The sequence below is a fragment of the Megasphaera hominis genome (genome assembly GCF_014269395.1).
GTDB classification, from domain to species: domain Bacteria; phylum Bacillota; class Negativicutes; order Veillonellales; family Megasphaeraceae; genus Megasphaera; species Megasphaera hominis.
In genome coordinates this window covers 1-21,691 of sequence record NZ_JACOGK010000002.1, presented here as the reverse complement: position 1 = coordinate 21,691, position 21,691 = coordinate 1, and the positions used below count along the sequence as shown (strand labels likewise).

The window sequence follows — 21,691 nt, the reverse complement described above, 5'->3', positions numbered from 1 at the left end:
GTGAATGGAAATGGATATTTTAGCAGAAGCAAGAGACGTATTATTACAGGAAGCAAAAGGCATTGAAAATCTGATTCCCAGCTTGGACCAGAGCTTCGTCAATGCAGTCAATATGATTTTGGACTCTAAGGGCCGTGTCATCGTTACGGGCATGGGCAAATCGGGGCATATTGCCCGGAAGGTTTCGGCAACCTTGTCAAGTACAGGGACACCGTCTATTTTCCTCCACCCGGCTGAAGCCATTCACGGCGATCTCGGCATGGTAACGGGCGACGATGTTGTTCTGGCCTTTTCTAAGAGTGGTGAAACGACAGAAGTATTGAATATTCTGCCCAGCCTGAAACGTATTGGTGCTAAGGTCATTGCTATCGTCGGTGAACATAATTCGACACTGGCGAAAAACTCGGACGTCGTTCTCGACGTATTAGTAGAAAAAGAAGCCTGCCCGCTGGGCCTGGCACCGACGACGAGTACGACCGTTTCCCTGGCCTTAGGCGATGCCTTAGCCGTCGTCTTGCTTTCGTGCCATCATTTCACCAAAGACCAGTTTGCCATTTTCCATCCCGGTGGCGCTCTGGGCCGCAAACTGCTCCTCACTGTTGCCGACGTCATGCATAAGGGCAACGATAATCCGGTTATCAGCGCTGACAGCACGGTACAGGATGCCCTCTTCATGATGACTGAAAAAGGGCTGGGTGCTGTTTCCGTCGTCGATAGTGAAGGGGTCTTGGTTGGTTTGGTGACAGATGGCGATGTACGCCGTGGCCTTGAAACCGGCTCTAACTTCCTGCAGTGGCCTGTCGATGCAATGATGACCAAGAGCCCGCGTCTCATTACGAGCGATAAGCTGGCGGCAGAAGCTATGCACATTATGGAAAAGAATCAGCCCCGCCCGATTACGGTACTGCCCGTTGTCGACCAGGATAATAAGGCTGTCGGTATGATTCACTTGACTGATTTGCTGCGTCAGGGAGTGGTCTGATGAGACATGTAAAGACGATCAAACTGCTGGCTCTTGATGTCGATGGCGTTTTGACCGATGGCGTTATTTATTATGGTCCTTCCGGTGATGCATTAAAGGGCTTTTCTGCCCGCGATGGTATGGGGATTACCCTGGCCCGCATGGCTGGGCTCAAAACGGCTGTTATTACAGGCCGCCGTTCTCCTATGGTGGAACAGCGGGCTAAGGATTTACACATAGATTATGTCGTCCAGGAGGTACAAAATAAGCTTACCGCATTACAGCAGATTTGTGCGGACCTGGGTATTTCCTTGTCGGACGTTTGTTATATGGGGGATGATTTGAATGATTTGCCCCTCATTCAGTCTGTCGGATTTAGTGCAGCACCACTCGATGCCTGTGAAGAGGTACGGCAGGAAGCCGCGTTTGTATCGGCGTTTAGAGGCGGTCATGGTGCACTGCGTGAACTGGTCGAATATATTTTAAAAAATCAAAACGTTTGGGAGACCATCTTACAGCACTTTCAGTCTGGCCAGGCTGAATATAAACAGTAAGAGAAAGGGGCGTCTGCATAGTGTTTACGGAATGGCAGTACTATACCATCCGGGCAATAGGCAAGCTGGTTCAGAAACTTTCGTACCCGACGGTAGTCCGTTGGGGACGGAAACTGGGACCCTTAGTTAGCCGGATTATGAAAAAACAGTATAACCGCGCTGTCTTTCAGGCTGTACGCGGCCTGGAATGCAGTGAAACAGAAGCACGCCAAATTGTAGATGAACTGTTTCGCAATCTGGGCCAGTCGGCGCTGGAAATTTTGTATACGCCAAATCTGAACGCCGGAAATATTGCTGAGTATGTGACCTTGGATCATCCGGAACGGCTGGATGAGGCGCTGAAAGAAGATAAAGGCGTCATCATCCTGACCGGACACATTGGCAACTGGGAATGGCTGGGCGCACTGGCGCTGTATGGCTATCCCGCCTCGACGATCGTAAAAAATCAGGCCAATAGTTCCGTAACCCGCCTGTTAAACGAAAACCGCGAGGGCATGGGCCTCGAAGTCTTTGCCCGGGGCGGAAATGAAATGATCATTGCAGCCCGGGCGCTGCGCCGGAAAAAGCTGCTCGGTTTCCTAGCCGATCAGGATGGCGGCTTTCACGGTGTACCCCAGCCGTTTTTGGGGAAAATGAGTTCTACGCCAAAAGGGCCAGCTATGTTTGCCCAGAAGTTTCATTCGCCGATTGTACCGGTCTTTACTATTCACGATGACCAGCATCGTACCCATTTGGCAATTGGCGAGATCATGCATTTTGAAGATACAGGCAACAAAGATGAAGACATTGCCCGCATGACCCGCAAGATGGCAGTCATTACGGAAAACTTCATTAAAGAGCATCCTACAGAATGGCTCTGGTTCCAGCACCGTTGGAGTACAGAACCGGAAGAAATTATAGCACTGCAAAAAGAGGGGGCGGCAACAGATTGTGAATCTAAAACAAACGTTGATAAAGCATAAAATTACGATTCTCGTCGTCGTTGTCCTGGCACTTTTTGCGTTTCTCCTCTATTGGTTCATGCATACGGCCGGCGGTCCTGTAAAGGACATGCCGCCCAGCAGTGACCTCGTAGAATTCCATGGCTCGGAAATTGAAGAAAAAGATGGCGACCGCCTGTCGTGGCGGCTGACGGCCGATAAGATTCTCGTCGATCCGAAAACAGAAATCATGTATTTCATCAAACCGAAAGCAGAAATCTGGGAAAAAGACGGCACCTTACTGACCATCACGTCCGATAAGGGTGTCGTAGACCGTAAGAAGAAGATCATTGAACTCAAACAGCCGCTGCAGGCAGAAACCGACAAGGGCGATACATTGCAGACAGAGGGTAGTGTGTATTATAATATGGATACACGGCTTATTAATGGCGGCAAGGTATTGCTGAATCGGCATGATCAGACGACATTGAGCGGTGATTCTTTCGTAACGGATGCGGCGCTGGAACATGTAACCGTACAAGGCCACGCTAAGGTAACCAAAGGAGAGTAGAGCATGAAACAGAATTTACGCACGAAATTAGTAGCAGCTGCACTGGCCGGCGCCCTGATTCTGCCTGCTGCCGCTTCCTTAGCAGCAGATAACAACGCTGGCAATAGCAATCCTTCCGTTTCCGTGACGGCTGATAAATTGGAATACAATGGCAAAACACAGGTGGCAAAGGCTACGGGCAATGTCGTCATTGTCCGTGATCAGGCAACGCTCACCGGCGATGTAGCTACGTATAACCTGAAGACGGCTGAAGCAGATATGCAAGGGAACGTAACTGCTCAGCAGCCGGATATGCATATGACCTCTGAAACCCTGCATTCGACAAACCAGAATTATCTCGTCGCTACAGGCAATGTCAAAGGTGTATATGGCGACAAAAAAGTCAATGGTGATAAAGTAGAATACTACCTGGATAAGGATCATGGCATCGTAACAGGCCACGGCTACCTTGAAGCCCAGGGATCCCAGATGTGGGCAGATCATATTGATGGCTGGTTCAAAGAAATCCGGGCCGTCGGTACGGGTAATGTACACATCGAATCACCGGCAGACGGCTTAACGGCCTATGGTAACAAAGCCGTGTATACGCAGACGCCGGGCCAGCAGAACGGCATTATCCACATGACCGGGAACGTCTATGCCACGCAAAATGGCAATCAGCTCTCCGGTAACGATGTAGAAGTACACCTGGCCGACAATTCCGTCCAGTCCAATGGCCGGTCGACTGTCGTATTTATACCAGGTAGCGAAGAACAGGGGAAATAATGTATATCCAGACGAACGATCTCATCAAAACGTATAAAGACCGCAACGTGGTAAATAAGGTCAGTATCCACGTTGACCAAGGGAGTATTGTCGGTCTGCTCGGGCCCAATGGTGCCGGTAAAACGACGACCTTCTATATGATTGTGGGTATCGAACATCCGACGGAAGGTACTATCTACATTGACGATCACGACATCACGAATCTGCCAATTCATAAGCGGGCTGCTTATGGCCTGGGCTATTTGCCGCAGGAAGCGTCTATTTTTCGCAAGATGACTGTAGAAGATAATCTGCTGTCCATGCTGGAAACGACGAAGCTCTCTAAAAAAGAGCAGCACGAAAAGGCAGAATCGCTGATGGAGGAATTTACTATCACCAAGCTGCGCGACCGGCTGGGCATACAGTTGTCCGGTGGCGAACGGCGGCGTGTAGAAATCGCCCGCTGTCTCGTCATGGATCCGGCCTTCATCCTGCTGGATGAACCCTTCGCCGGCATTGACCCGTTGGCCGTCAATGATATTCAGGAAATCATCAGCCATTTGAAAGACCGGGGGATTGGCGTACTCATTACGGACCACAATGTCCGGGAAACACTGAGCATTGTCGATAAAGCATATATTTTGAATGAGGGGCAGATTCTTCTCGAAGGCTCTCCGGAATTCATTGCCAACAACCCAGTGGCGAAGAAATTCTATTTAGGTGAAGAGTTTACCATGTAACAAGGGGAATTGAATGAGAATACTAGATAAATATGTACTAAAAGAATTTATTGGTCCGTTTCTGTTTGGCGTCTGTGCTTTTACGGCAGTCTTCATCGGTACGGGCACGCTGTACCGGATAGCCAACCTGATCAATCAGTATGGCGCGTCTATGTGGGATGCCTTCCGTGTCCTCGTTCTGGCGTTGCCGTCCATTATTGTCGTAACCTTCCCCATGTCGGTACTGCTCGGTTCTCTCATGGCCTTTGGCAAGCTTTCCGGTAACAGTGAAATGATCGTCATGCGTACGGGCGGCCAGAATTTCATCCGCCTGGCCATGCCTATTTTCGTGGCAGCCCTCCTCATTTCCTTGGGCACGACGGCTTTTAATGAATACGTCGTACCACGGGCTAATAATGCGTATAACACGATTATCGATCAGGAAATCAAGCATAAGGTAGCACCGACGACGCAGGACCACATCATTCTCAAGGATGTCAAGGGTCACGATATTAACAGTCTCATGTATGCCCGTCAGTATGATTCAAATGTGAAACAACTGCGGGATATTACGGTACAGGAGTTTGAAAACGATAAGCTCATGCGTGTGGAAAAGGCCGATTATGCCGATTGGAATGGCACCAAATGGGTAATGCACCAGGGCATCATTTACGACGTGTCTGTCGGGGACCAGGTGACGCGGCAAATGACCTTCCAGAACCAGGAGTTACCGATTTCCCAGCGGCCGAACCGCATTAGTGAATCGCAGAAGAAACCGGATGAAATGACGATTCGTGAGCTGCGCGACCAGATTAAGCTGCTCGATGAAAATGCTGTCGATACGAATAAGATGAAAGTAGAAATGTATAACCGCTTCGCCATGCCGATGGCCAGCTTGGTTTGTGCCATTGTCGGCGCCCCCTTGGGGATGCAAAAGCAGCGGGGCAGTTCATCTATTGGTTTCGGCATCAGTGTCGTCGTTATCTTCATTTACTACACCATCATGACGCTTGGGAATGCCTTGGGCAATGGCGGTAAAATCCCGGCCTATTTGGCGGCGTTCCTGCCGGATATTGTGTGTGGCATTGCCGGGATTGTACTGGTATATCGCAAATCAAAGTGATATTCAGAGTGATTAGTACTGGACTCAAGGGCCGCCGTACTGGTCACTCTCCTTTTTTATTTATTTTTCAATTTGCTTTATTTTCTACACCTGTTATATAGTATCCTATGATATAATGATAAAAAGAATGGAGGTGCGACTATGGAATTCGGCTGGGTCATGTTATTGGTTCTCGCCGTGATGGGCGGAATCATTGCTTATCTTGGCGATAAGATAGGCTCCCGTGTAGGGAAAAGAAAAATAAAATTATTTGGCCTGCGGCCGAAATATTCATCCATCCTGATTACCATTATCACCGGAGTCAGCATTTCTGCCGTTACCTTAGGTGTTATGTCCGTTCTTTCACAAAATGTCCGCATTGCCTTGTTTGGCATGCATCAGCTGCAGCTGCAAAAGGCTGAATTGGAACAGCAGAAGGATAAACTTTTACAACAGGCTAAAGAATTAGGCCTGGAAATGGAGGAAAAAAATGCTCTCTTGGCAAAAAATGAAGAGTTGCTGCAAAAGCAGGAACAACAGCTTACCGATGCCAACGAGCGGATCCGTATGACCCAGCTGGACCTGCAGCAGACCCAGGCGGCCCGCGATGATATGAGCCGCCAGCTGACCATAGTCCAGGTAGCCCGCGACGAAATGATGGCCCGTAATGATCAGCTCAATTCAGAAAATAAAGAGCTGGAACAGACACAGGCCCGCATGACGGAAACGATAGGCAAGCTGGATGAACGGATCAAGCTGTTGAACCAGAAAATGACCGATATCCGTGAAGGACAGGTCTTATTCCGCGTCGGGGAGGTCCTTTCGAGCGTAGTGATTCAAAATGGGCAGGACGAAGAGGTCTTGCGCACCGAATTGGGCAAGCTCCTTTCCCAGACGAACGCACGTATCCGTGATCAGCTGGGCATTCAAAACCAGAACGCTGTGGTCCTCTATATCTCCCAGGATGAAATAGACCAGACCATTACAGCGCTGCACGATGCACCGCAGGGCAGCAAGCTCGTGCGTATCGTAGCAGCCGGTAATATCATTTTGGGCGAACCGGCCATGGTTCACTTCGAATTGTTTGATAATAAGCTCGTGTACCATCGGGAAGAACTGGTATATGAAGAACATTTGCAGGCCCAGGATGTAAGCGGCAGCGCGGAATATCAGGTATTCCGTTTCCTCCACGAAGTCAACCAGCAGGCTGTCAAGCGCGGCGTTCTGCCGGATCCGCTGACAGGGAATATCGGCTCCCTTACGGCGGCTGAAATGTTTGACACGATCCAGCGGATCAAGGCCAGCGGCAACGGTGATATCATTTTGCGGGCCGTGGCCTCGACAGATATTTATACAGCCGGACCGCTTAATATTGACATTATTGTCCGCTCCTATGCGGGACAATAGGAGGTGCCCATGCTATTTGCTATCGATCCGGGGTCGGAAAAGACCGGTACGGCTATCCTAAGGGAAGATGGCAGCCTCGTGAGCCGTCAGATTGTGCCTACGGGCACGTTGGCAGAGCATTTGACGAGGCAATACGCACACCATCCTTTTTCCCATATCGTCATGGGTGACGGGACCAATCACCGTCATCTGCAGCCTGTGGCAGAAGCCTGGATACGTACGCATCATCCGGAGATTACCTTTTCACTTATTGACGAAAAATTTACCACCGTAGAAGGACGTAAACTGTATTGGAAGTATACGCCACGTCACGGCTGGCGTCGTCTGGTTCCACTTTCACTGCAGTATCCTCCTGAACCGGTGGATGATTTCGTGGCCTGTATTATTGGGCTGCGGTATTTACATTCACAAGGAGGGGTTACATGATTTCACACCTATTACACGCGTTAGGCCTGGCCGTAGGGGCTTTTATTTATAACTTCGGGCTCAATGTGTTTCTCGTACCAAACCATGTCATTGATGGCGGCGTTGTCGGTATTGCGCTGATGGCGGCCCACCTTACGGGCATTTCCTTCAGCGTTTTCATCGTCGCTTTAAATATACCCTTTTTTATTTTTGGCTATCACAAGATAGGCCTGCATTTTACGATTTCTTCGCTGTTTTCGGTCTTCTGCCTGTCCGTATGGAGCAGTATGGTCCATTGGGAACCCATGACGGCAGATCCCTTTTTATCGACCATTTTCGGCGGTATGATCATGGGTATCGGTGTCGGCCTCATCATCCGCTGGGGCGGTTCTCTTGATGGGACAGAAATCTTGGCCATCATTGCCGAAAAGGTATCGCCCTTTTCGGTCGGTGAAATCGTCATGTTTTTCAACCTTTTCATTCTTGGCTCGGCAGGGTTCGTCTTTGGTGTCGACAGCGCCATGTACTCTCTTGTCGCCTACTTTATTGCGTACAAGATGATCGATATCGTTGTCAACGGCCTCGATGAAATGAAAGGCCTCTTTATCGTTACGGCGAAGCATGACGAAGTCGCCCGCACGATTACCCAGGACCTGGGCCGTGCGGTTACCTTACTGCACGGGGAAGGCGCCTATTCCCGGCACAAAACGCTGATTTTATACTGTGTCGTTTCGCGTTTGGAAATTACGAAAGTCCAGGATACGGTAAAGCATATTGACCCTCAGGCGTTCATTACGACCTTTGATATCCGGGAAACGCAGGGCGGCCTGTTTAAGCGGAAAAAGTAAAGTCCCTGAACGGGAGGGACCCTTCCGGTAGTTGACAGGGAAGTCCTATATGCCTTATCATATTAAATAATTGCATATAAAAGTTATATAAAATATATATAAGCAATGTGGAGAATGTCTCATTTTCCAAGAACAGGAGGAATCAGAGTGGCACAATTAAATTTCAACATTGAAGATATTTGCGGTACACTGTCCGAAAACAAGGATGGCTGGCATAAACAATTGACCTATATCAGCTGGAACAACCGGCCGGCAAAGTTTGACCTGCGGTCGTGGGACCCTGATTATCAGGCCATGACGAAGGGTATCACCTTGACGAAGGATGAACTGATCGAATTGAAAAACATCTTGGATAACATGGATTTTGATAAGTACTAAAGGAGTGTGAAGTATGCTTTCTCAGGTTCACCAGAGGAACAGGATGGAAGCATACTTTTTATTTTTCCTTGCCAAACCAGCAGAAACATTATATAATCTCTGTTGTATGTACTATTAATACTTGGTCATAATTTTTTAAGGTGATGGAATGGTTCGTATAGCCAGAGAGAAAAGACATGCACTACTAGCTCGCCGGATTGAAGAAAATCCGTTCATTAACGATGAAGAACTGGCCGAGGAATTCTCCGTCAGCATAGCGACGATCCGACTGGATCGCATGGCCTTGGGTATTCCGGAACTGCGTATACGGATTAAACAGCGTGCTGAAGCAGCACAGCAGGCGCAGGCACGCCGGACAGAGGTCATGGGCGACCTGATTGAATGTAATCCCGGCAAGGATGCGATTTCCATCATGACGGCCACAGAGGATATGCTGGATGCAGCACACATTGTGCAGTCCCGTTACCTCTACGCACAGGCTGATTCACTGACCAAAGCGGTCCTGAATTTGCCTGTATGTATCATTGCAGTAGCGAATCTTAAATATAAACAGCCCGTAACCGGCGGAGACAGGCTCGTAGCAAGGGCAGAAGTCATCCGGCAGCGTGATCAGAAATATTACGTGTGGGTAAAGATACGCAAAAACGCGAAAGAAGTGTTTCGCGCGAAGTTTATCGTGGAATCTTTAGAATAACGGAGCGATAGTAAATGAAAATAGCTGTAGACGCTATGGGCGGCGATTATGCGCCAGAAGAGGTTGTCATCGGCGCTATCAATGCCGTAAAAGAATATAAGCTTGACGTCGTCCTCGTGGGCGATGAAACAAAAATACGCAAGGTGCTGCAAGACCAGCACGTAAAAGAAAGTGAGCGCCTTTCTATTGCACACGCCAGTGAAGTCATAGAAATGGGCGAACACCCGGCACAGGCCATCCGCAAGAAAAAGGATGCGTCCATCGTCGTAGCCACCCGTCTCGCGCGGGATGGCAAGTGCGATGCCGTCGTAGCACCAGGCAGTACTGGTGCCGCCGTAGCCGCGGCTCTCCTGGGCCTGGGACGAATTAAGGGCATTGAACGGCCCTGCATCGCGACGCCGATTCCGTCGAAACGGGGAATCACGGTTCTCCTCGACTCGGGTGCCAACTCTAATAGCAAGCCTAAGCATATGGTAGAAGCGGCCATTATGGGCTCGCATTATGCCAAATATATCCTCGGTATAGAGAAGCCGCAAATTGGCTTGCTCAATATCGGGGAGGAAGCAACCAAGGGCAATGAGCTCTGCCAGCAGACCTATCCCTTGTTGGAAAAACTGAAAACCATATCTTTTTATGGCAATGTCGAAGGCCGTGATATACCGAATGGTACGGTCGATGTCGTCGTCTGCGATGGCTTTGTCGGCAATGTTATCTTGAAATTTGGTGAAGGACTGGGCATGTTCATTTACCAGCTCGTCCGCGATGCCATAAAACGAAGCGGCTTTATTGCTAAGCTAGGTGCCATGGCTATTTACCCGGCCTTGAAATCCTTGAAGAAACAGCTTGATTTCACCGAATACGGTGGTGCGCCGCTCTTAGGGGTAAATGGCAGTTTCATTATCTGCCACGGAAGTTCCAAAGCAAAAGCCATTAAGAATGCTATACGCGTGGCAGGTGAACTGGTCGAACAAGACGTAACCGGACACATCCGCACCAGTATAGAGGAAGAAGAGGTAGAACAGTATGATAGTGAAAGCTAATCCGGCAGGTATTCTCGGGACAGGTCATAGCGTTCCCGATCAGGTTTGGACCAATGAATATTTGGAAACCTTCCTGGATACGTCTGATGAATGGATTCGTACGCGCACCGGCATCGGTGCCCGTCATGTAGCACCTGAAGGTGTGAATACGTCCGATCTCTCTATTGAAGCTGCACAGCAGGCGCTGGAAGCTGCCAATGTCAAAGCGGAAGATTTGGACCTGATCATCGTTTGCACGCTGACTCCGGACCTCACGCTGCCGAGTACGGCTTGCATGGTACAGGCTAAATTAGGCGCCGTCCATGCAGCTGCTTTTGATTTGGAAGCGGCCTGCTCCGGCTTTGCCTATGGCTCTATTATCGCTTCCCAAATGATTGAAAATGGCATGTATAATCATGTCCTGGTCATTGGCGCAGAAGTATTGAGCCGCGTCATCAACTGGAAGGACCGTGCTACGTGCGTCCTCTTTGGCGATGGTGCCGGTGCCGCTGTCATCGGCCGTGTACCCTCCGGCTATGGTATCCTTGGTGGTGCTATGGGCGCAGACGGTACGGGCGGTGATTTCCTGACTATTCGCAGCGGTATTGCCCAGCCTATGACCGACGCCCGCCGGGAAGACGGCTCTGCGCTGGCCATTATGGACGGTAAAGAAGTCTATAAGTTTGCTGTAAAGGCCATGCCCCATGCAGCCGAACTGGCGCTCGAACGGGCGGAGCTGACGAAAGAAGACATCGATGTCCTCGTACCGCACCAGGCCAATATCCGCATTATCGAATCGGCAGCCCGCCGCTTGCAGGTGCCGATGGAAAAAGTATATGTAAATATAGAAAAGTATGCCAATACATCAGGTGCTTCTATCCCCATCGCGTTGGATGAAGCCGTTCGTACGGGCATGATCAAACGTGGTGATATTGTCTGCCTGGCAGGCTTTGGTGCCGGCCTTACGTGGGGCAGCGTCGTAATGAAGTGGTATTGATTGGATTGAGGTGACCATGATGAAAACAGCATTTGTATTTCCTGGTCAGGGAGCCCAAAAGGTAGGCATGGTAAAGGATCTGTATGAAAACTATGCCGTCGTAAAAGAGCTTTTTGAAGAAGCAGACGATGCCTTAGGCTTTTCTCTGACGAAGCTGATTTTTGAAGGACCGGACGAAGATCTTATGCAGACCAGCAATACGCAGCCGGCTATCCTGACGGCCAGCACAGCCTGCTGCCGTGTTCTGGCACAGGAAGGTGTAACACCGGATATCGTTGCCGGTCACAGCCTGGGTGAATACTCTGCTCTCGTGGCAGCAGGCTCCCTGAGCTTTGCCGATGCCGTCCGTACAGTCCGGCTGCGTGGCCAGTTTATGCAGGAAGCAGTACCCCTTGGTGAAGGCGGTATGGCTGCTATCCTCGGTCTCGACGATGAAAAAATCAAGGCCATTTGTGCCGATATTTCTGCGCAGGGCGGTGTCGTTCAGGCAGTAAACTTCAACTGCCCGGGCCAGACCGTTATTGCCGGCGCGTCCAAGGCCGTTGAAGCAGCCGTAGAAGCGCTGAAAGCAGCTGGTGCCAAACGGGCCGTTCTGCTCCATGTGAGCGCACCTTTCCACAGTTCCTTGATGGAACCGGCAGCCAAACGGTTGGCAGAAGTACTCGATTCGATTACGATTCACGATGCTGCCATTCCGGTTGTTGCCAACGTCAATGCGAAAATGGAAACGGCTGCTGCTGAAATTAAAGAAGCACTGGTCAAACAGGCAGCCAGTCCGGTACTCTGGATTGATTGCACGCATACGATGCAGGCCTTTGGCGCTGAAACCTTCGTCGAAGTAGGACCGGGTAAAACAATTTGTGGCTTTAACCGCAAGATTGACCGTAAAATCCATAGTGAAAACGTAGAAGATATACCATCCTTACAGAAAACACTTGAATTTTTCCAGGGGGTTAGATAAAATGCTCTTAACGGGTAAAACAGCGATTGTCACAGGCGGTTCGCGTGGCATTGGCAGAGCCGTTGCACTGGCTCTGGCAAAAGCCGGGGCTAACGTTGCCATTATTTATGCCGGCAATACGGCAGCAGCAGAAGAAACGAAACAACTCGTCCAGGATCAGGGCGTCCAGGTACTGGCCCTGCAGTGTGACGTAGCCGATGAAACTGCTGTTACGGATATGGTAAAGACTGTGAAAGACCAGTTTGGCTCTGTCGATATCCTCGTAAATAATGCCGGTATCACCCGCGATGGCCTGCTCATGCGTATGAAAGCGGCAGACTGGCAGGATGTTCTCGATACCAACCTGACAGGCGTATACCACTGCACCAAGGCTGTATCGAAGCTGATGATGAAACAGCGGCATGGCGCTATTGTCAATCTTTCCTCTGTCGTTGGTGAAACGGGGAATGCCGGCCAGGCAAACTACGCCGCTGCCAAAGCAGGGATCCTGGGCTTTACTAAAGCCGTTGCCAAAGAATTGGCGTCACGGAATATCCGTGTAAACGCTGTTGCTCCGGGGTACGTCGAAACGGATATGACCGCCGTACTGACGGAAGCAGCACGTGAAGAAATGCTACGTTCCATTCCCTTGGGCCGCGCAGCTACTGCTGAAGACGTGGCACAAGCCGTACTCTTCCTCGTATCGGATGCGTCGTCGTATATTACGGGACAAGTCCTCAACGTGGACGGCGGCATGGTAATGTAATATAATAAAAATAGGATATTGAAAGGGGGTGAATTGGAAATGAGCGAAGAAGCAACTTTTGAAAAAGTAAAAAGTATCGTTGTAGAACAGCTGGGTGTTGACGAAAAAGAAGTCAAGATGGACGCTGCTTATATTGACGATTTAGGCGCTGATTCCTTGGACATCGTAGAACTGATTATGGCTTTCGAAGAAGAATTCAATATCGAAATCCCTGACGATGTTGCAGAAAAAATCAAAACTGTTAAAGATACAGTGGAGTACATCGAAAAGGAAAAGAAAGCGTAAGTATGCAAAAAAGATCCGGATGGGGGAAGGACGCCTGTCCTTTTCCCAAACGGTATCTTGAATGGAGGAAACCATAGTGAAGCTGCCAGAATTACGTATAGGTAAGCTTGTAGCCAAAGTGCCAATCATTCAGGGAGGCATGGCAATACGTTTGTCCACTGCCCGCTTAGCAGCTGCTGTAGCAAATGAAGGCGGTATAGGCCTGATTGCCATTTCCGGCATGCCATACGATGAAATCAGATATGAAATCCGTTTGGCCAGAAAACTGGCACCGAACGGAATTATTGGTATAAATGCCATGGTTGCAGCCCAGGATTTTAAAGGGATTGTAATGACGGCAATTGAAGAAGGAATCGACTTAGTTGTAGCGGGAGCAGGTTTTTCGCGGGACATGTTTGCCTGGGGAAAAGCCTCGGGCACAGCCATTGTACCGATTGTCTCCTCTGCCAAACTAGCTAAAATATCCCAGAACCTCGGCGCTGCCGCCGTCGTCGTTGAAGGCGCGGAAGCAGGCGGGCATCTGGGCACAAATCGTTCGAGCCGGCTCATTGTGCCGGAAGTACGGGCTGCCGTTGATATTCCGGTTATTGGTGCCGGTGGTATTTTACACGGCGAAGACATTGCAGAAATGCTCCGCCTCGGTGCCAATGGGGTACAGATGGGCAGCCGTTTTGCTGCCAGTGTCGAATCAAATGGTTCTGAAGAATTAAAGAAAGTATATCTTCGCGCTAATAAGCCCGAAGATTATATACTCGTGCATAGTCCGGTCGGACTGCCGGGCCAGGCAATCCGTACGCCCTTTTCGGAACGCGTATTGCTGGGAACGGCGCCGAAGCCTATCATGTGTGACCACTGCCTGCGCAAATGCAGTCATAAATATTGTATTATCCGGGCCCTCACACGGGCACAGCAAGGCGATGTAGAAACAGGTCTGGTCTTTTCCGGCCGGCGGATGCAGGAAATTCATGAAATCCTGACGGTTAAGGAAATCTTTGCATATTTGAAACGGGAAACCGATGCGATTCCCGACTAAAGATGACATTTTTTTTGGATGAGGTGAATATTTTGGAAAAACGCGTAGTAATTACCGGGTTAGGAGTTGTTTCTCCTGTAGGAATAGGTAAAGATTCCTTTTGGGATGCCCTCCTGGCCGGCAAGAACGGGATAGGTCCGATTACTCATTTTGACGCATCGGAATATGCAGCACGCATTGCCGGAGAAGTGAAGGATTTCGATATTTCCAGCTTTGGCATTGATCGTAAAGAAGCACGTCACATGGATGTTTCTACACAGTATGCCGTAGCTGCTGCCAAACTGGCATTGGATGATTCGAAAATCAATCTGGATGAAGAAGATCGCGATCGTATCGGTACGGTCGTTGGTACAGGGATTGGCGGCATGGAAACGCTGCACAATCTCTATAAAGGCCTCTTTGAAAAGGGTCCGTCCCGGGTCAACCCCTTTGTTGTGCCTAAGATGATCGGCAACATGGCTTCCGGCCAGGTATCCATTGTCTTTGGTTTGAAAGGCCATTGTGCCAGCGTCGTAACCGCTTGTGCAACCGGTACGAACTCTATTGGTGACGCCTGCCGCATGATTCAGCGCGGTGAATTGGATGCAGCTGTAGCCGGTGGTACAGAAGCCGCTGTTTCTCCCGGTGCCGTTGCCGGATTTGCTGCTATGAAAGCCTTGAGCACGCGTAATGATGATCCTGCCCATGCATCCCGTCCCTTCGACAAAGACCGCGATGGCTTTGTCATGGGTGAAGGTGCCGGCATTGTCGTTCTGGAAGAACTGGAACATGCAAAAAAACGCGGTGCCCACATTTATTGTGAAGTAGCCGGCTATGGCAGCAATGCCGATGCCTATCACATTACGGCACCTGCGCCGGAAGGCATTCAGCAGGCTAAATGCATGAAGCTTGCCATTGATGATGCAGGCCTCAAACCGGAAGATGTCGATTATGTCAACGCCCATGGTACGTCGACGCACCTTAATGACTTAAATGAATCCAAAGCCGTTGCCCGCGTTTTTGGTGATCATGCCAAAGAACTGCTCGTCAGCTCGACGAAATCCATGACCGGTCATTTGCTTGGTGCTGCCGGCGCTGTCGAAGCCATTGCTTGCGCTATGACGATTGAAACAGGCAAGGTACATCCGACAATTAACCTGGAAGAACCGGAAGATGAATTGAAAGAAATCGGTTTGAACTACGTACCTGGTCAGGCTGTAGCTGCTGATGTAAAAGTAGCTATTTCTAATTCCTTCGGTTTTGGCGGTCATAATGCAACCCTCCTGTTCAAGAAATACGAAGCCTAGAAGAAGTGTATTGATGAAACCAGAAAGAAAACAACAGCTCGAAGAATGTATCGCCTTATTAGGATTACCGGAGTTCCATGATCTCCGCCTTCTCGATGCGGCACTGACACATTCCTCGTATGTGAACGAAAATAGAAAGGCTCACGCCCATCATAACGAACGGCTGGAATTCCTGGGTGATGCCATTCTTGACCTGGTTATTGGGGAATATTTATTTCTTCATTATCCGGAAATGCCCGAAGGCGAGCTTTCCAAAGCCCGGGCCAGTGTCGTCAGCGAAACGCCACTGGCTGCCGTATTTGGCGGCTATCATATAGGGGACTATATGCTCATGGGTCGAGGCGAACAGCGCTCTGGCGGGCGCACGCGGGTCAGTATTCTGGCCGATGTTTTTGAAGCCGTCGTCGGTGCTTTGTACATCGATCACTCGTACGAAGCGGCACGTGTCTTTATTTTGCATCAGCTGAAAGGCTATTTGGATCTCGTCGCCAGCGGTCAATATGGCAAAGATTACAAAACCCTATTTCAGGAATATGTCCAGCAAGATGGTGAACAGGATATTACGTACGAACTTTGCCGGGAAGAAGGGCCGGATCATGACAAGACCTTTTATATGCAGGTCGTTGTGAACGGCAAGGCGTTAGGTGAAGGTAAAGGAAAAACGAAAAAGGACGCAGAACAGCATGCAGCGCAGGAAGCGCTGAAGCGGCTCCACGTCATACAGTAAAAGATGCGGCCTGGGCCGCATCTTTTTTTTGGAGGCAGACGATGAAAACTTCCATCATTCCCATTTTTATTCCCCATATTGGTTGTCCCTACCGCTGTGTTTTTTGTAATCAGTGGCGGATTACGGGCCACCAAGGTGTGCCCAGGGCAGCAAGTGTGGCTGCCCAGATTGCACGCTATACAGAGGGCGTACAGGAGCAGCGCCATTGGGAAGTTGCCTTTTATGGGGGCAGCTTTACAGCCATACCGGCAGCCCTGCAAGAAGAACTTTTGGCCCCTGCCAAGGAAGCGCTCGATCAAGGGCGCATTGCCGCCATCCGCTGCTCTACCCGTCCTGACTGCATTACGCCAGAGACGCTGCAACGGCTTTCACAGTATGGCCTGACCATTGTGGAACTGGGTGTGCAATCTATGGACGCAGTGGTGTTAAATAAGGCAAAACGGGGCCATTCGGCAGACGATGTCGTCCGGGCAACGTGCCTCTTGCGGTCTGCCGGCTTTACTGTAGGCCATCAGCTCATGCCCGGCCTGCCAGGTGAAGACCGGGCCAGTCTCGTACGGACGACGGCTGCTATTTGCCGCCTTAAGCCGGATCTGGCTCGCATTTACCCTGTAGCCGTCATTGACGGTACAGAGCTGGCCGAATCCTATAAGCAAGGGGACTACAGGCCTCTTTCCATCCATGAAGGCGTGCAGCGTGCCGCCTATATGAAGCAGCGTTTCCTGGAAACAGGGATTCCGGTTATCCGTACGGGCCTGCAGGCGACGTGCGATTTAGACGATCCGTCCCAGGTACTCGGCGGCGCTTACACGCCGGCCATGGGGGAACTCGTCGATACGAAACGCTATCAAAAGCAGCTTTTTTCCGTTCTCGATACGGTGGCAGACCAGGTTATGGCTATTGCCTGTAACCGCCACGACATAAGTCGCACGCGGGGCTATCATAAGGTAACGGTAAAACGCGCGGCACTGCGATATAAACGAAGCTTTACCTGGCAGGAGGATAACGGTCTGCCTGAAGGAACCATAGCGGTCAGAACGGCAAATAGGGAGTATCACATCGAAACATCTGCCGGGACCGTACAGTGTAAAAATACAGAAGGATAACGTGAAAGCAAAGGATAATTTTTATCCATGACAAAATAGAAAGACGATATGCGTTGACGTAATGCTTGGTGAGTGCTAGAATACAAGCATGAAGAACGATATGGTATATAAGGAGTTCGCAGAAACGGACTCCTTATAAAAAAATTCAGAATAGAGAATTAAGTTCAATATATGGAACAAACGACTAGGGCAACAGTTCTTAGAATCCGGATATAAGACTGTTGACTATATATGACAGCAACGATGGCTGCTGCCGATATTTTTTTTCGGTAGAGGAGGTTTTCGTAGGGCATCTATTGATCCCAAAACGAATACATTAGTCGAAAAGCCCACCAATGTGCGGTGGCAAGTGTTTATTGCAATCTTCATTCTCTGTTCTATTAACTATGTAGACCGGGCGGTTATTTCCGTCCTCATGCCGTCTATTCAGTCCGATTTGGGCTTTTCTCCGGAAATGGTCGGCGTCATTTTTAGTGCGTTCTTCTGGGGCTATGTATTGATGCAGATCCCTTGTGGCTGGCTTTGCGATAAAGTGCAGCCCGGGAAGGTAATCGTTGGTACAGGTGTCCTTTGGGGCGTATTCCAGATTATTACGGGTTTTATTACGAGCAGTACACTCTTTATTGTCGTCCGTGCCCTCCTCGGTGTATCGGAAGCACCGATTTATCCGGCCGGTGGCAAACTGCAGTCTGTATGGCTGACGAAGAATGAACGTGGCAAAGGGTCAGCCCTGCTCGATTCCGGTTCTGCCGTAGGCAATGCCATTGGTGCTCCGCTCTGTGCGTTATTCGTGGCCTTTCTCGATGGCTGGCGCGGTGCCCTCATGGCAGCCGGCGTTTTGACAATCCTCGTCGTTATTGCCTGCAAGCCGCTTATGGCTCATACGCCGGAAAACAGCCCGCGCTGCAACGAAGCAGAACGGGAATATTTACGGAAAGCCTTTGAAGAAGAAGATGCCGAATCCATGACAGCTGCGCAAGCAGAGGATGGAACGGCTTCTTCCGGTACGACCCTTGGCAAATACCTGACGTCGCGCAGCTTCTGGAGCCTGTGCCTCGGCTTTGGTGCCTATGACTCGTTCTGGTATGGCCTTATGACCTGGGGTGCCTTATACCTCCATGCAACACACGGCCTGGATATTAAAGGCTTAGGCGGAGCCATCTTCGTCATTTACATGATCGGTGTATTAGGCGAAATCGTCGGCGGTACCTTAACCGATAAATGGCGCCAAAACGCAGCCGACAGCAATAAGATCATGCGTCGTCTGTTCCCGATTCTGGGCATCTGCATTGCCATTCCAATGTATCTCCTTTCGGCAGCTACGAATGTGTATATTGCCGTAGCGTTCTTATCCATCGCCATGTTCTTTGAAAAATGGTGCGGCTGCCTCTACTGGTCTCTGCCGGCACTGTGCTCTGACCGTAAGCACAGTGGTGCCGTTGGCGGTGCTATGAATATGTTTGGTAACCTGGGCGGGGCCATTGTGCCGATCGTCGTTGGTTTGATCGTAGGTGCAACGGGCAGCTACTACTGGGCTCTGATGCTCTTCGTAGGCCTGGCTGTCGCTCTGGGTGTATTACCGGCCTTGATCAACTATAATAAAAAGATTGGTATGGAATAAAATATTGCATAGTAGTATAGCAATAATACGAAAAGACATGTATACTATAAGAGTAAAACATACTTAATCGTAGGAGGCAGTATTTATGAGTCGTTATAACAAAGTTTCAAAAGAATTATTGGATGAACTGCTGGCACTTTTGGGCAAGCACAACATGACAGTGGATCCGGAAAAACTGGATACCTTCAAGACAGACGAAGAAACGAACCCGATTTATTTCCATACACCGGAAGTAGTCGTGTTCCCGGAATCGACGGAACAAGTAGCAGGCGTCATGAAGCTGGCTAACAAATACAAGGTTCCTGTAACACCCCGTGGCGGCGGCAGCAGCCTGGCCTGCGGTGCTATTCCTGTTTACAACGGTATCGTATTGTGCCTGGAAAAGATGAACAAAGTCTTGGAAGTCAATGCAGATGCCCTGTATATGATTGCTGAAGCCGGTACTATTACGACAGAAGTACAGGCCGCTGCCAAAGCAGCCGGTTTATACTATGCCGGTGACCCGAGCTCCAAAGCATCCAGCGAAATCGGCGGCAACATTTCTACGAACGCCGGCGGCAGCCGTGTTGTTAAATACGGTACGACACGCGATCAGGTGTATTGGCTGGAAATCGTTACCCCGACCGGTGAAATTACCCGCGTTGGCAAACGGTTACAGAAAAATACGACCGGCTATGCGCTGGAAAAATTGATCTGCGGCTGTGAAGGTACGCTGGGTATCGTCACCAAAGTCTGCCTCAAATTGCGCCCCATTGCTCCGTTCCACTTCGATTTGGTCGGCATTTTCAAAAATGTCAACGACGCCCTGGCCGTACCAAACCAGCTGCAAAAAGCAGGTGTACAGCCCACGGCTATTGAATTCCTCAACACGGAAGCGATCCAGAGTGCCGAACGTTTCCTCGGTCTCGAACTGCCGTATTCGAAGGAAGATGGCAACTACATTATCGTAACGGTTGATTCCTATGATCAGGATGACCTGGACAACCGCGTAGCTACGGCTGACGAAATTTGCCAGAACAATCATGCTGCAGAAACGCTCGTAGCTGACGAACGTATTTGGAATGCCCGCTATTGCAATGGCGAAGCTGCCCGTAACGACAGCCGCGTATTCCTGGCAGAAGATATCGTAGTTCCTATCGATAAGATTCCTGATCTCGTAGCTAAATTGCCGGAAATCAAGGAAAAATATGGCATTACGACGAACGTTGTTGCCCATATCGGTGATGGCAATATTCACGTTAACGCCATGAAAATGGATATGCCTCTGGAAAAATGGAATGAAATCATTCCTCAGTACCATGACACGCTGTACACCTTCGTATACAGCTTAGGCGGCTGCCTCTCCGGTGAACACGGCATTGGCCTGCGTAAGATTGCAGAAATGAAGAAATTTACAGACCCGGTTGAATTAGGCATGATGGAAGCCATCAAGAAAGCCTTGGATCCAAACCTGATTCTCAACCCGTCCAAGATCTTTGATTTTGGCAACTGATTTTATCTTTTCGTCTGTTACAAGACTCCGCCCGTATGGCGCCTCTCTGGTGGGGCAGCCCTACGGGCGGTTCCATATACGAAACGTGTACAATAGGTAGTCGTGCTTCAGGAAAGAAGGATATCTATGGTAAAATCAGGCAACAGTCCTATTGTCCGCTCTGCTGCCCGGGCGTTGGATGTATTGGAAATCGTTGTACAGGCAGAAAAAGCGCCTACGTTTACGATGATTCAAAAGGCGTCGGGTATTCCTAAAAGCTCCTTATCGTACTTACTGCAGGAACTCGTCCAAAAACGCTATCTGCAGTTTGACACGGAGCGGAAGGTCTATTATCCGGCCGTCGCATTGTTCTCACTAGCAGCGCAATGTATCAGTACAACCAGTTTTTCCGTCGAATTGACGCGGGGCATACAGGACCTGCAGAAGGAGACCGGGGAAACAACGCACGCAGTCATCCGCGATGGGCGCTTTGCCGTTTTTATTGGCAAACAGGCACCGGCAAAAGCCGTCAGTTCAGTCCTCAATTTAGGCTTTAAACTGGGTGCCCACGCAACAGGCTGTGGCCTGGTCATGCTGGCTGCTGTGCCTGATGAAACACTGCATGCACTTCTTGATGATGTAGACCTGGAGCAGTATACGCCGTACACTCTTACGGATAAAACACGCCTTTACCGTGAGCTGCGTCATGTACGCCGCTACGGCTATGCCTTTGATAACCAAGGCAACATTCTTGGCGGCTGCTGTTTGGCGGCACCTGTATATAACAGGGAAAAAGAAGTGGTAGCAGCGATTAGCGTCAGTTTTTTGGCAAGCAAGGCGACGATTTCCTATATTCGATTTCTTAAGCGTAAAGTAAAGGCTAAGGCAAAAGAAATCAGTATGCACCTTGGCTATTTATAAAACTGCAAAAGACCGGCTCCCGGCGGAATGAACCGCTCCCCGTCAAGTAGACAGAGCAAAAAATAAAACATGTACTTATTACTGCCACCGATATCCGGTGGCAGTTTTTATGCTGCCACGTAATAGTTATTGTGCTTTTCCATCGGGGTTACTACACCCAGTTTTCTCTGTAAACGCTTAGTATTGTAATAGCCAATGTAATCTTCAATCATTGCA

25 protein-coding genes are annotated in these 21,691 nt (G+C 49.7%); 24 read left to right on the top strand and 1 reads right to left on the bottom strand.

The window, feature by feature from the left end; translation table 11 throughout:
- The first annotated feature begins 10 nt into the window (after positions 1–10).
- The 24 genes from H8J70_RS00900 to H8J70_RS00785 all read left to right on the top strand — a co-directional run bounded on the left by H8J70_RS00900 (position 11) and on the right by H8J70_RS00785 (position 21,475).
- On the top strand, positions 11–982 hold the full coding sequence (locus tag H8J70_RS00900) for a KpsF/GutQ family sugar-phosphate isomerase (RefSeq protein ID WP_186501880.1): 972 nt from the start codon (positions 11–13) through the stop codon (positions 980–982).
- Positions 982–1,515, top strand: a complete 534-nt coding sequence (locus tag H8J70_RS00895) for a KdsC family phosphatase (RefSeq protein ID WP_186501879.1) — start codon at positions 982–984, stop codon at positions 1,513–1,515. The genes H8J70_RS00900 and H8J70_RS00895 overlap by 1 nt, the downstream gene beginning before the upstream one ends.
- Positions 1,516–1,535: 20 nt before the next feature.
- Positions 1,536–2,477, top strand: a complete 942-nt coding sequence (locus tag H8J70_RS00890; RefSeq protein WP_186501878.1) for a lysophospholipid acyltransferase family protein — start codon at positions 1,536–1,538, stop codon at positions 2,475–2,477.
- Complete coding sequence (gene lptC / locus H8J70_RS00885; protein WP_186501877.1) at positions 2,446–3,006, top strand: LPS export ABC transporter periplasmic protein LptC; 561 nt, start codon at positions 2,446–2,448, stop codon at positions 3,004–3,006. Before H8J70_RS00890 ends, lptC begins: the two co-directional genes overlap by 32 nt.
- 3 nt (positions 3,007–3,009) lie before the next feature.
- Positions 3,010–3,771: an LptA/OstA family protein gene (locus H8J70_RS00880; protein WP_186501876.1), complete on the top strand. Its 762-nt coding sequence runs from the start codon at positions 3,010–3,012 to the stop codon at positions 3,769–3,771.
- Positions 3,771–4,490, top strand: coding sequence for an LPS export ABC transporter ATP-binding protein (gene lptB, locus H8J70_RS00875; protein ID WP_186501875.1), 720 nt, complete (start codon positions 3,771–3,773; stop codon positions 4,488–4,490). The genes H8J70_RS00880 and lptB overlap by 1 nt, the downstream gene beginning before the upstream one ends.
- A 13-nt stretch (positions 4,491–4,503) precedes the next feature.
- On the top strand, positions 4,504–5,592 hold the full coding sequence (locus H8J70_RS00870) for an LptF/LptG family permease (protein WP_186501874.1): 1,089 nt from the start codon (positions 4,504–4,506) through the stop codon (positions 5,590–5,592).
- 141 nt (positions 5,593–5,733) lie between these two features.
- Complete coding sequence (locus tag H8J70_RS00865) at positions 5,734–6,978, top strand: DUF3084 domain-containing protein (RefSeq protein ID WP_186501873.1); 1,245 nt, start codon at positions 5,734–5,736, stop codon at positions 6,976–6,978.
- Positions 6,979–6,987: 9 nt separating this feature from the next.
- Positions 6,988–7,404: a RuvC family protein gene (locus H8J70_RS00860; protein ID WP_186501872.1), complete on the top strand. Its 417-nt coding sequence runs from the start codon at positions 6,988–6,990 to the stop codon at positions 7,402–7,404.
- Positions 7,401–8,231: a YitT family protein gene (locus H8J70_RS00855; protein WP_186501871.1), complete on the top strand. Its 831-nt coding sequence runs from the start codon at positions 7,401–7,403 to the stop codon at positions 8,229–8,231. Before H8J70_RS00860 ends, H8J70_RS00855 begins: the two co-directional genes overlap by 4 nt.
- A gap of 147 nt (positions 8,232–8,378) precedes the next feature.
- Positions 8,379–8,609 (top strand): YdbC family protein, encoded by a 231-nt coding sequence (locus H8J70_RS00850; RefSeq protein WP_186501870.1) that lies wholly within the window; start codon positions 8,379–8,381, stop codon positions 8,607–8,609.
- 148 nt (positions 8,610–8,757) lie between these two features.
- The gene (fapR, locus tag H8J70_RS00845; RefSeq protein WP_186501869.1) at positions 8,758–9,303 is read left to right on the top strand and encodes a transcription factor FapR; all 546 of its coding nucleotides are present in this window, start codon (positions 8,758–8,760) and stop codon (positions 9,301–9,303) included.
- Between the two features lie 14 nt (positions 9,304–9,317).
- On the top strand, positions 9,318–10,343 hold the full coding sequence (plsX, locus tag H8J70_RS00840) for a phosphate acyltransferase PlsX (RefSeq protein WP_186501868.1): 1,026 nt from the start codon (positions 9,318–9,320) through the stop codon (positions 10,341–10,343).
- Positions 10,327–11,319, top strand: a complete 993-nt coding sequence (locus H8J70_RS00835) for a beta-ketoacyl-ACP synthase III (RefSeq protein WP_186501867.1) — start codon at positions 10,327–10,329, stop codon at positions 11,317–11,319. The genes plsX and H8J70_RS00835 overlap by 17 nt, the downstream gene beginning before the upstream one ends.
- Positions 11,320–11,338: 19 nt before the next feature.
- Positions 11,339–12,280 (top strand): ACP S-malonyltransferase, encoded by a 942-nt coding sequence (gene fabD, locus H8J70_RS00830; protein ID WP_186501963.1) that lies wholly within the window; start codon positions 11,339–11,341, stop codon positions 12,278–12,280.
- A 1-nt stretch (position 12,281) separates the two neighbouring features.
- On the top strand, positions 12,282–13,025 hold the full coding sequence (gene fabG, locus H8J70_RS00825) for a 3-oxoacyl-[acyl-carrier-protein] reductase (protein WP_186501866.1): 744 nt from the start codon (positions 12,282–12,284) through the stop codon (positions 13,023–13,025).
- A gap of 39 nt (positions 13,026–13,064) precedes the next feature.
- A complete protein-coding gene (locus H8J70_RS00820; RefSeq protein WP_186501865.1) occupies positions 13,065–13,310 on the top strand; it encodes an acyl carrier protein in 246 nt (81 codons plus the stop codon).
- A 76-nt stretch (positions 13,311–13,386) separates the two neighbouring features.
- Positions 13,387–14,343 (top strand): NAD(P)H-dependent flavin oxidoreductase, encoded by a 957-nt coding sequence (locus H8J70_RS00815; RefSeq protein ID WP_186501962.1) that lies wholly within the window; start codon positions 13,387–13,389, stop codon positions 14,341–14,343.
- A gap of 32 nt (positions 14,344–14,375) precedes the next feature.
- Positions 14,376–15,629 carry a beta-ketoacyl-ACP synthase II gene (gene fabF / locus H8J70_RS00810; RefSeq protein ID WP_186501864.1) on the top strand — a complete coding sequence of 418 codons (1,254 nt, stop codon included), beginning with the start codon at positions 14,376–14,378 and terminating at the stop codon, positions 15,627–15,629.
- Between the two features lie 13 nt (positions 15,630–15,642).
- Complete coding sequence (gene rnc / locus H8J70_RS00805) at positions 15,643–16,356, top strand: ribonuclease III (RefSeq protein WP_186501863.1); 714 nt, start codon at positions 15,643–15,645, stop codon at positions 16,354–16,356.
- A gap of 41 nt (positions 16,357–16,397) precedes the next feature.
- Entirely contained in the window at positions 16,398–17,462 is a 1,065-nt protein-coding gene (locus H8J70_RS00800; protein WP_186501862.1) for an elongator complex protein 3, read from the top strand.
- A 349-nt stretch (positions 17,463–17,811) separates the two neighbouring features.
- The gene (locus H8J70_RS00795; protein WP_222433525.1) at positions 17,812–19,083 is read left to right on the top strand and encodes an MFS transporter; all 1,272 of its coding nucleotides are present in this window, start codon (positions 17,812–17,814) and stop codon (positions 19,081–19,083) included.
- 85 nt (positions 19,084–19,168) lie between these two features.
- The gene (locus H8J70_RS00790) at positions 19,169–20,575 is read left to right on the top strand and encodes an FAD-binding oxidoreductase (protein ID WP_186501861.1); all 1,407 of its coding nucleotides are present in this window, start codon (positions 19,169–19,171) and stop codon (positions 20,573–20,575) included.
- Positions 20,576–20,701: 126 nt separating this feature from the next.
- Positions 20,702–21,475, top strand: coding sequence for an IclR family transcriptional regulator (locus H8J70_RS00785; RefSeq protein ID WP_186501860.1), 774 nt, complete (start codon positions 20,702–20,704; stop codon positions 21,473–21,475).
- 107 nt (positions 21,476–21,582) lie between these two features.
- Here the strand turns inward: H8J70_RS00785 and H8J70_RS12795 are convergent, their stop codons facing one another.
- Positions 21,583–21,687 carry an IS3 family transposase gene (locus H8J70_RS12795; protein ID WP_425489114.1) on the bottom strand — a complete coding sequence of 35 codons (105 nt, stop codon included), beginning with the start codon at positions 21,685–21,687 and terminating at the stop codon, positions 21,583–21,585.
- Positions 21,688–21,691: the final 4 nt, after the last annotated feature.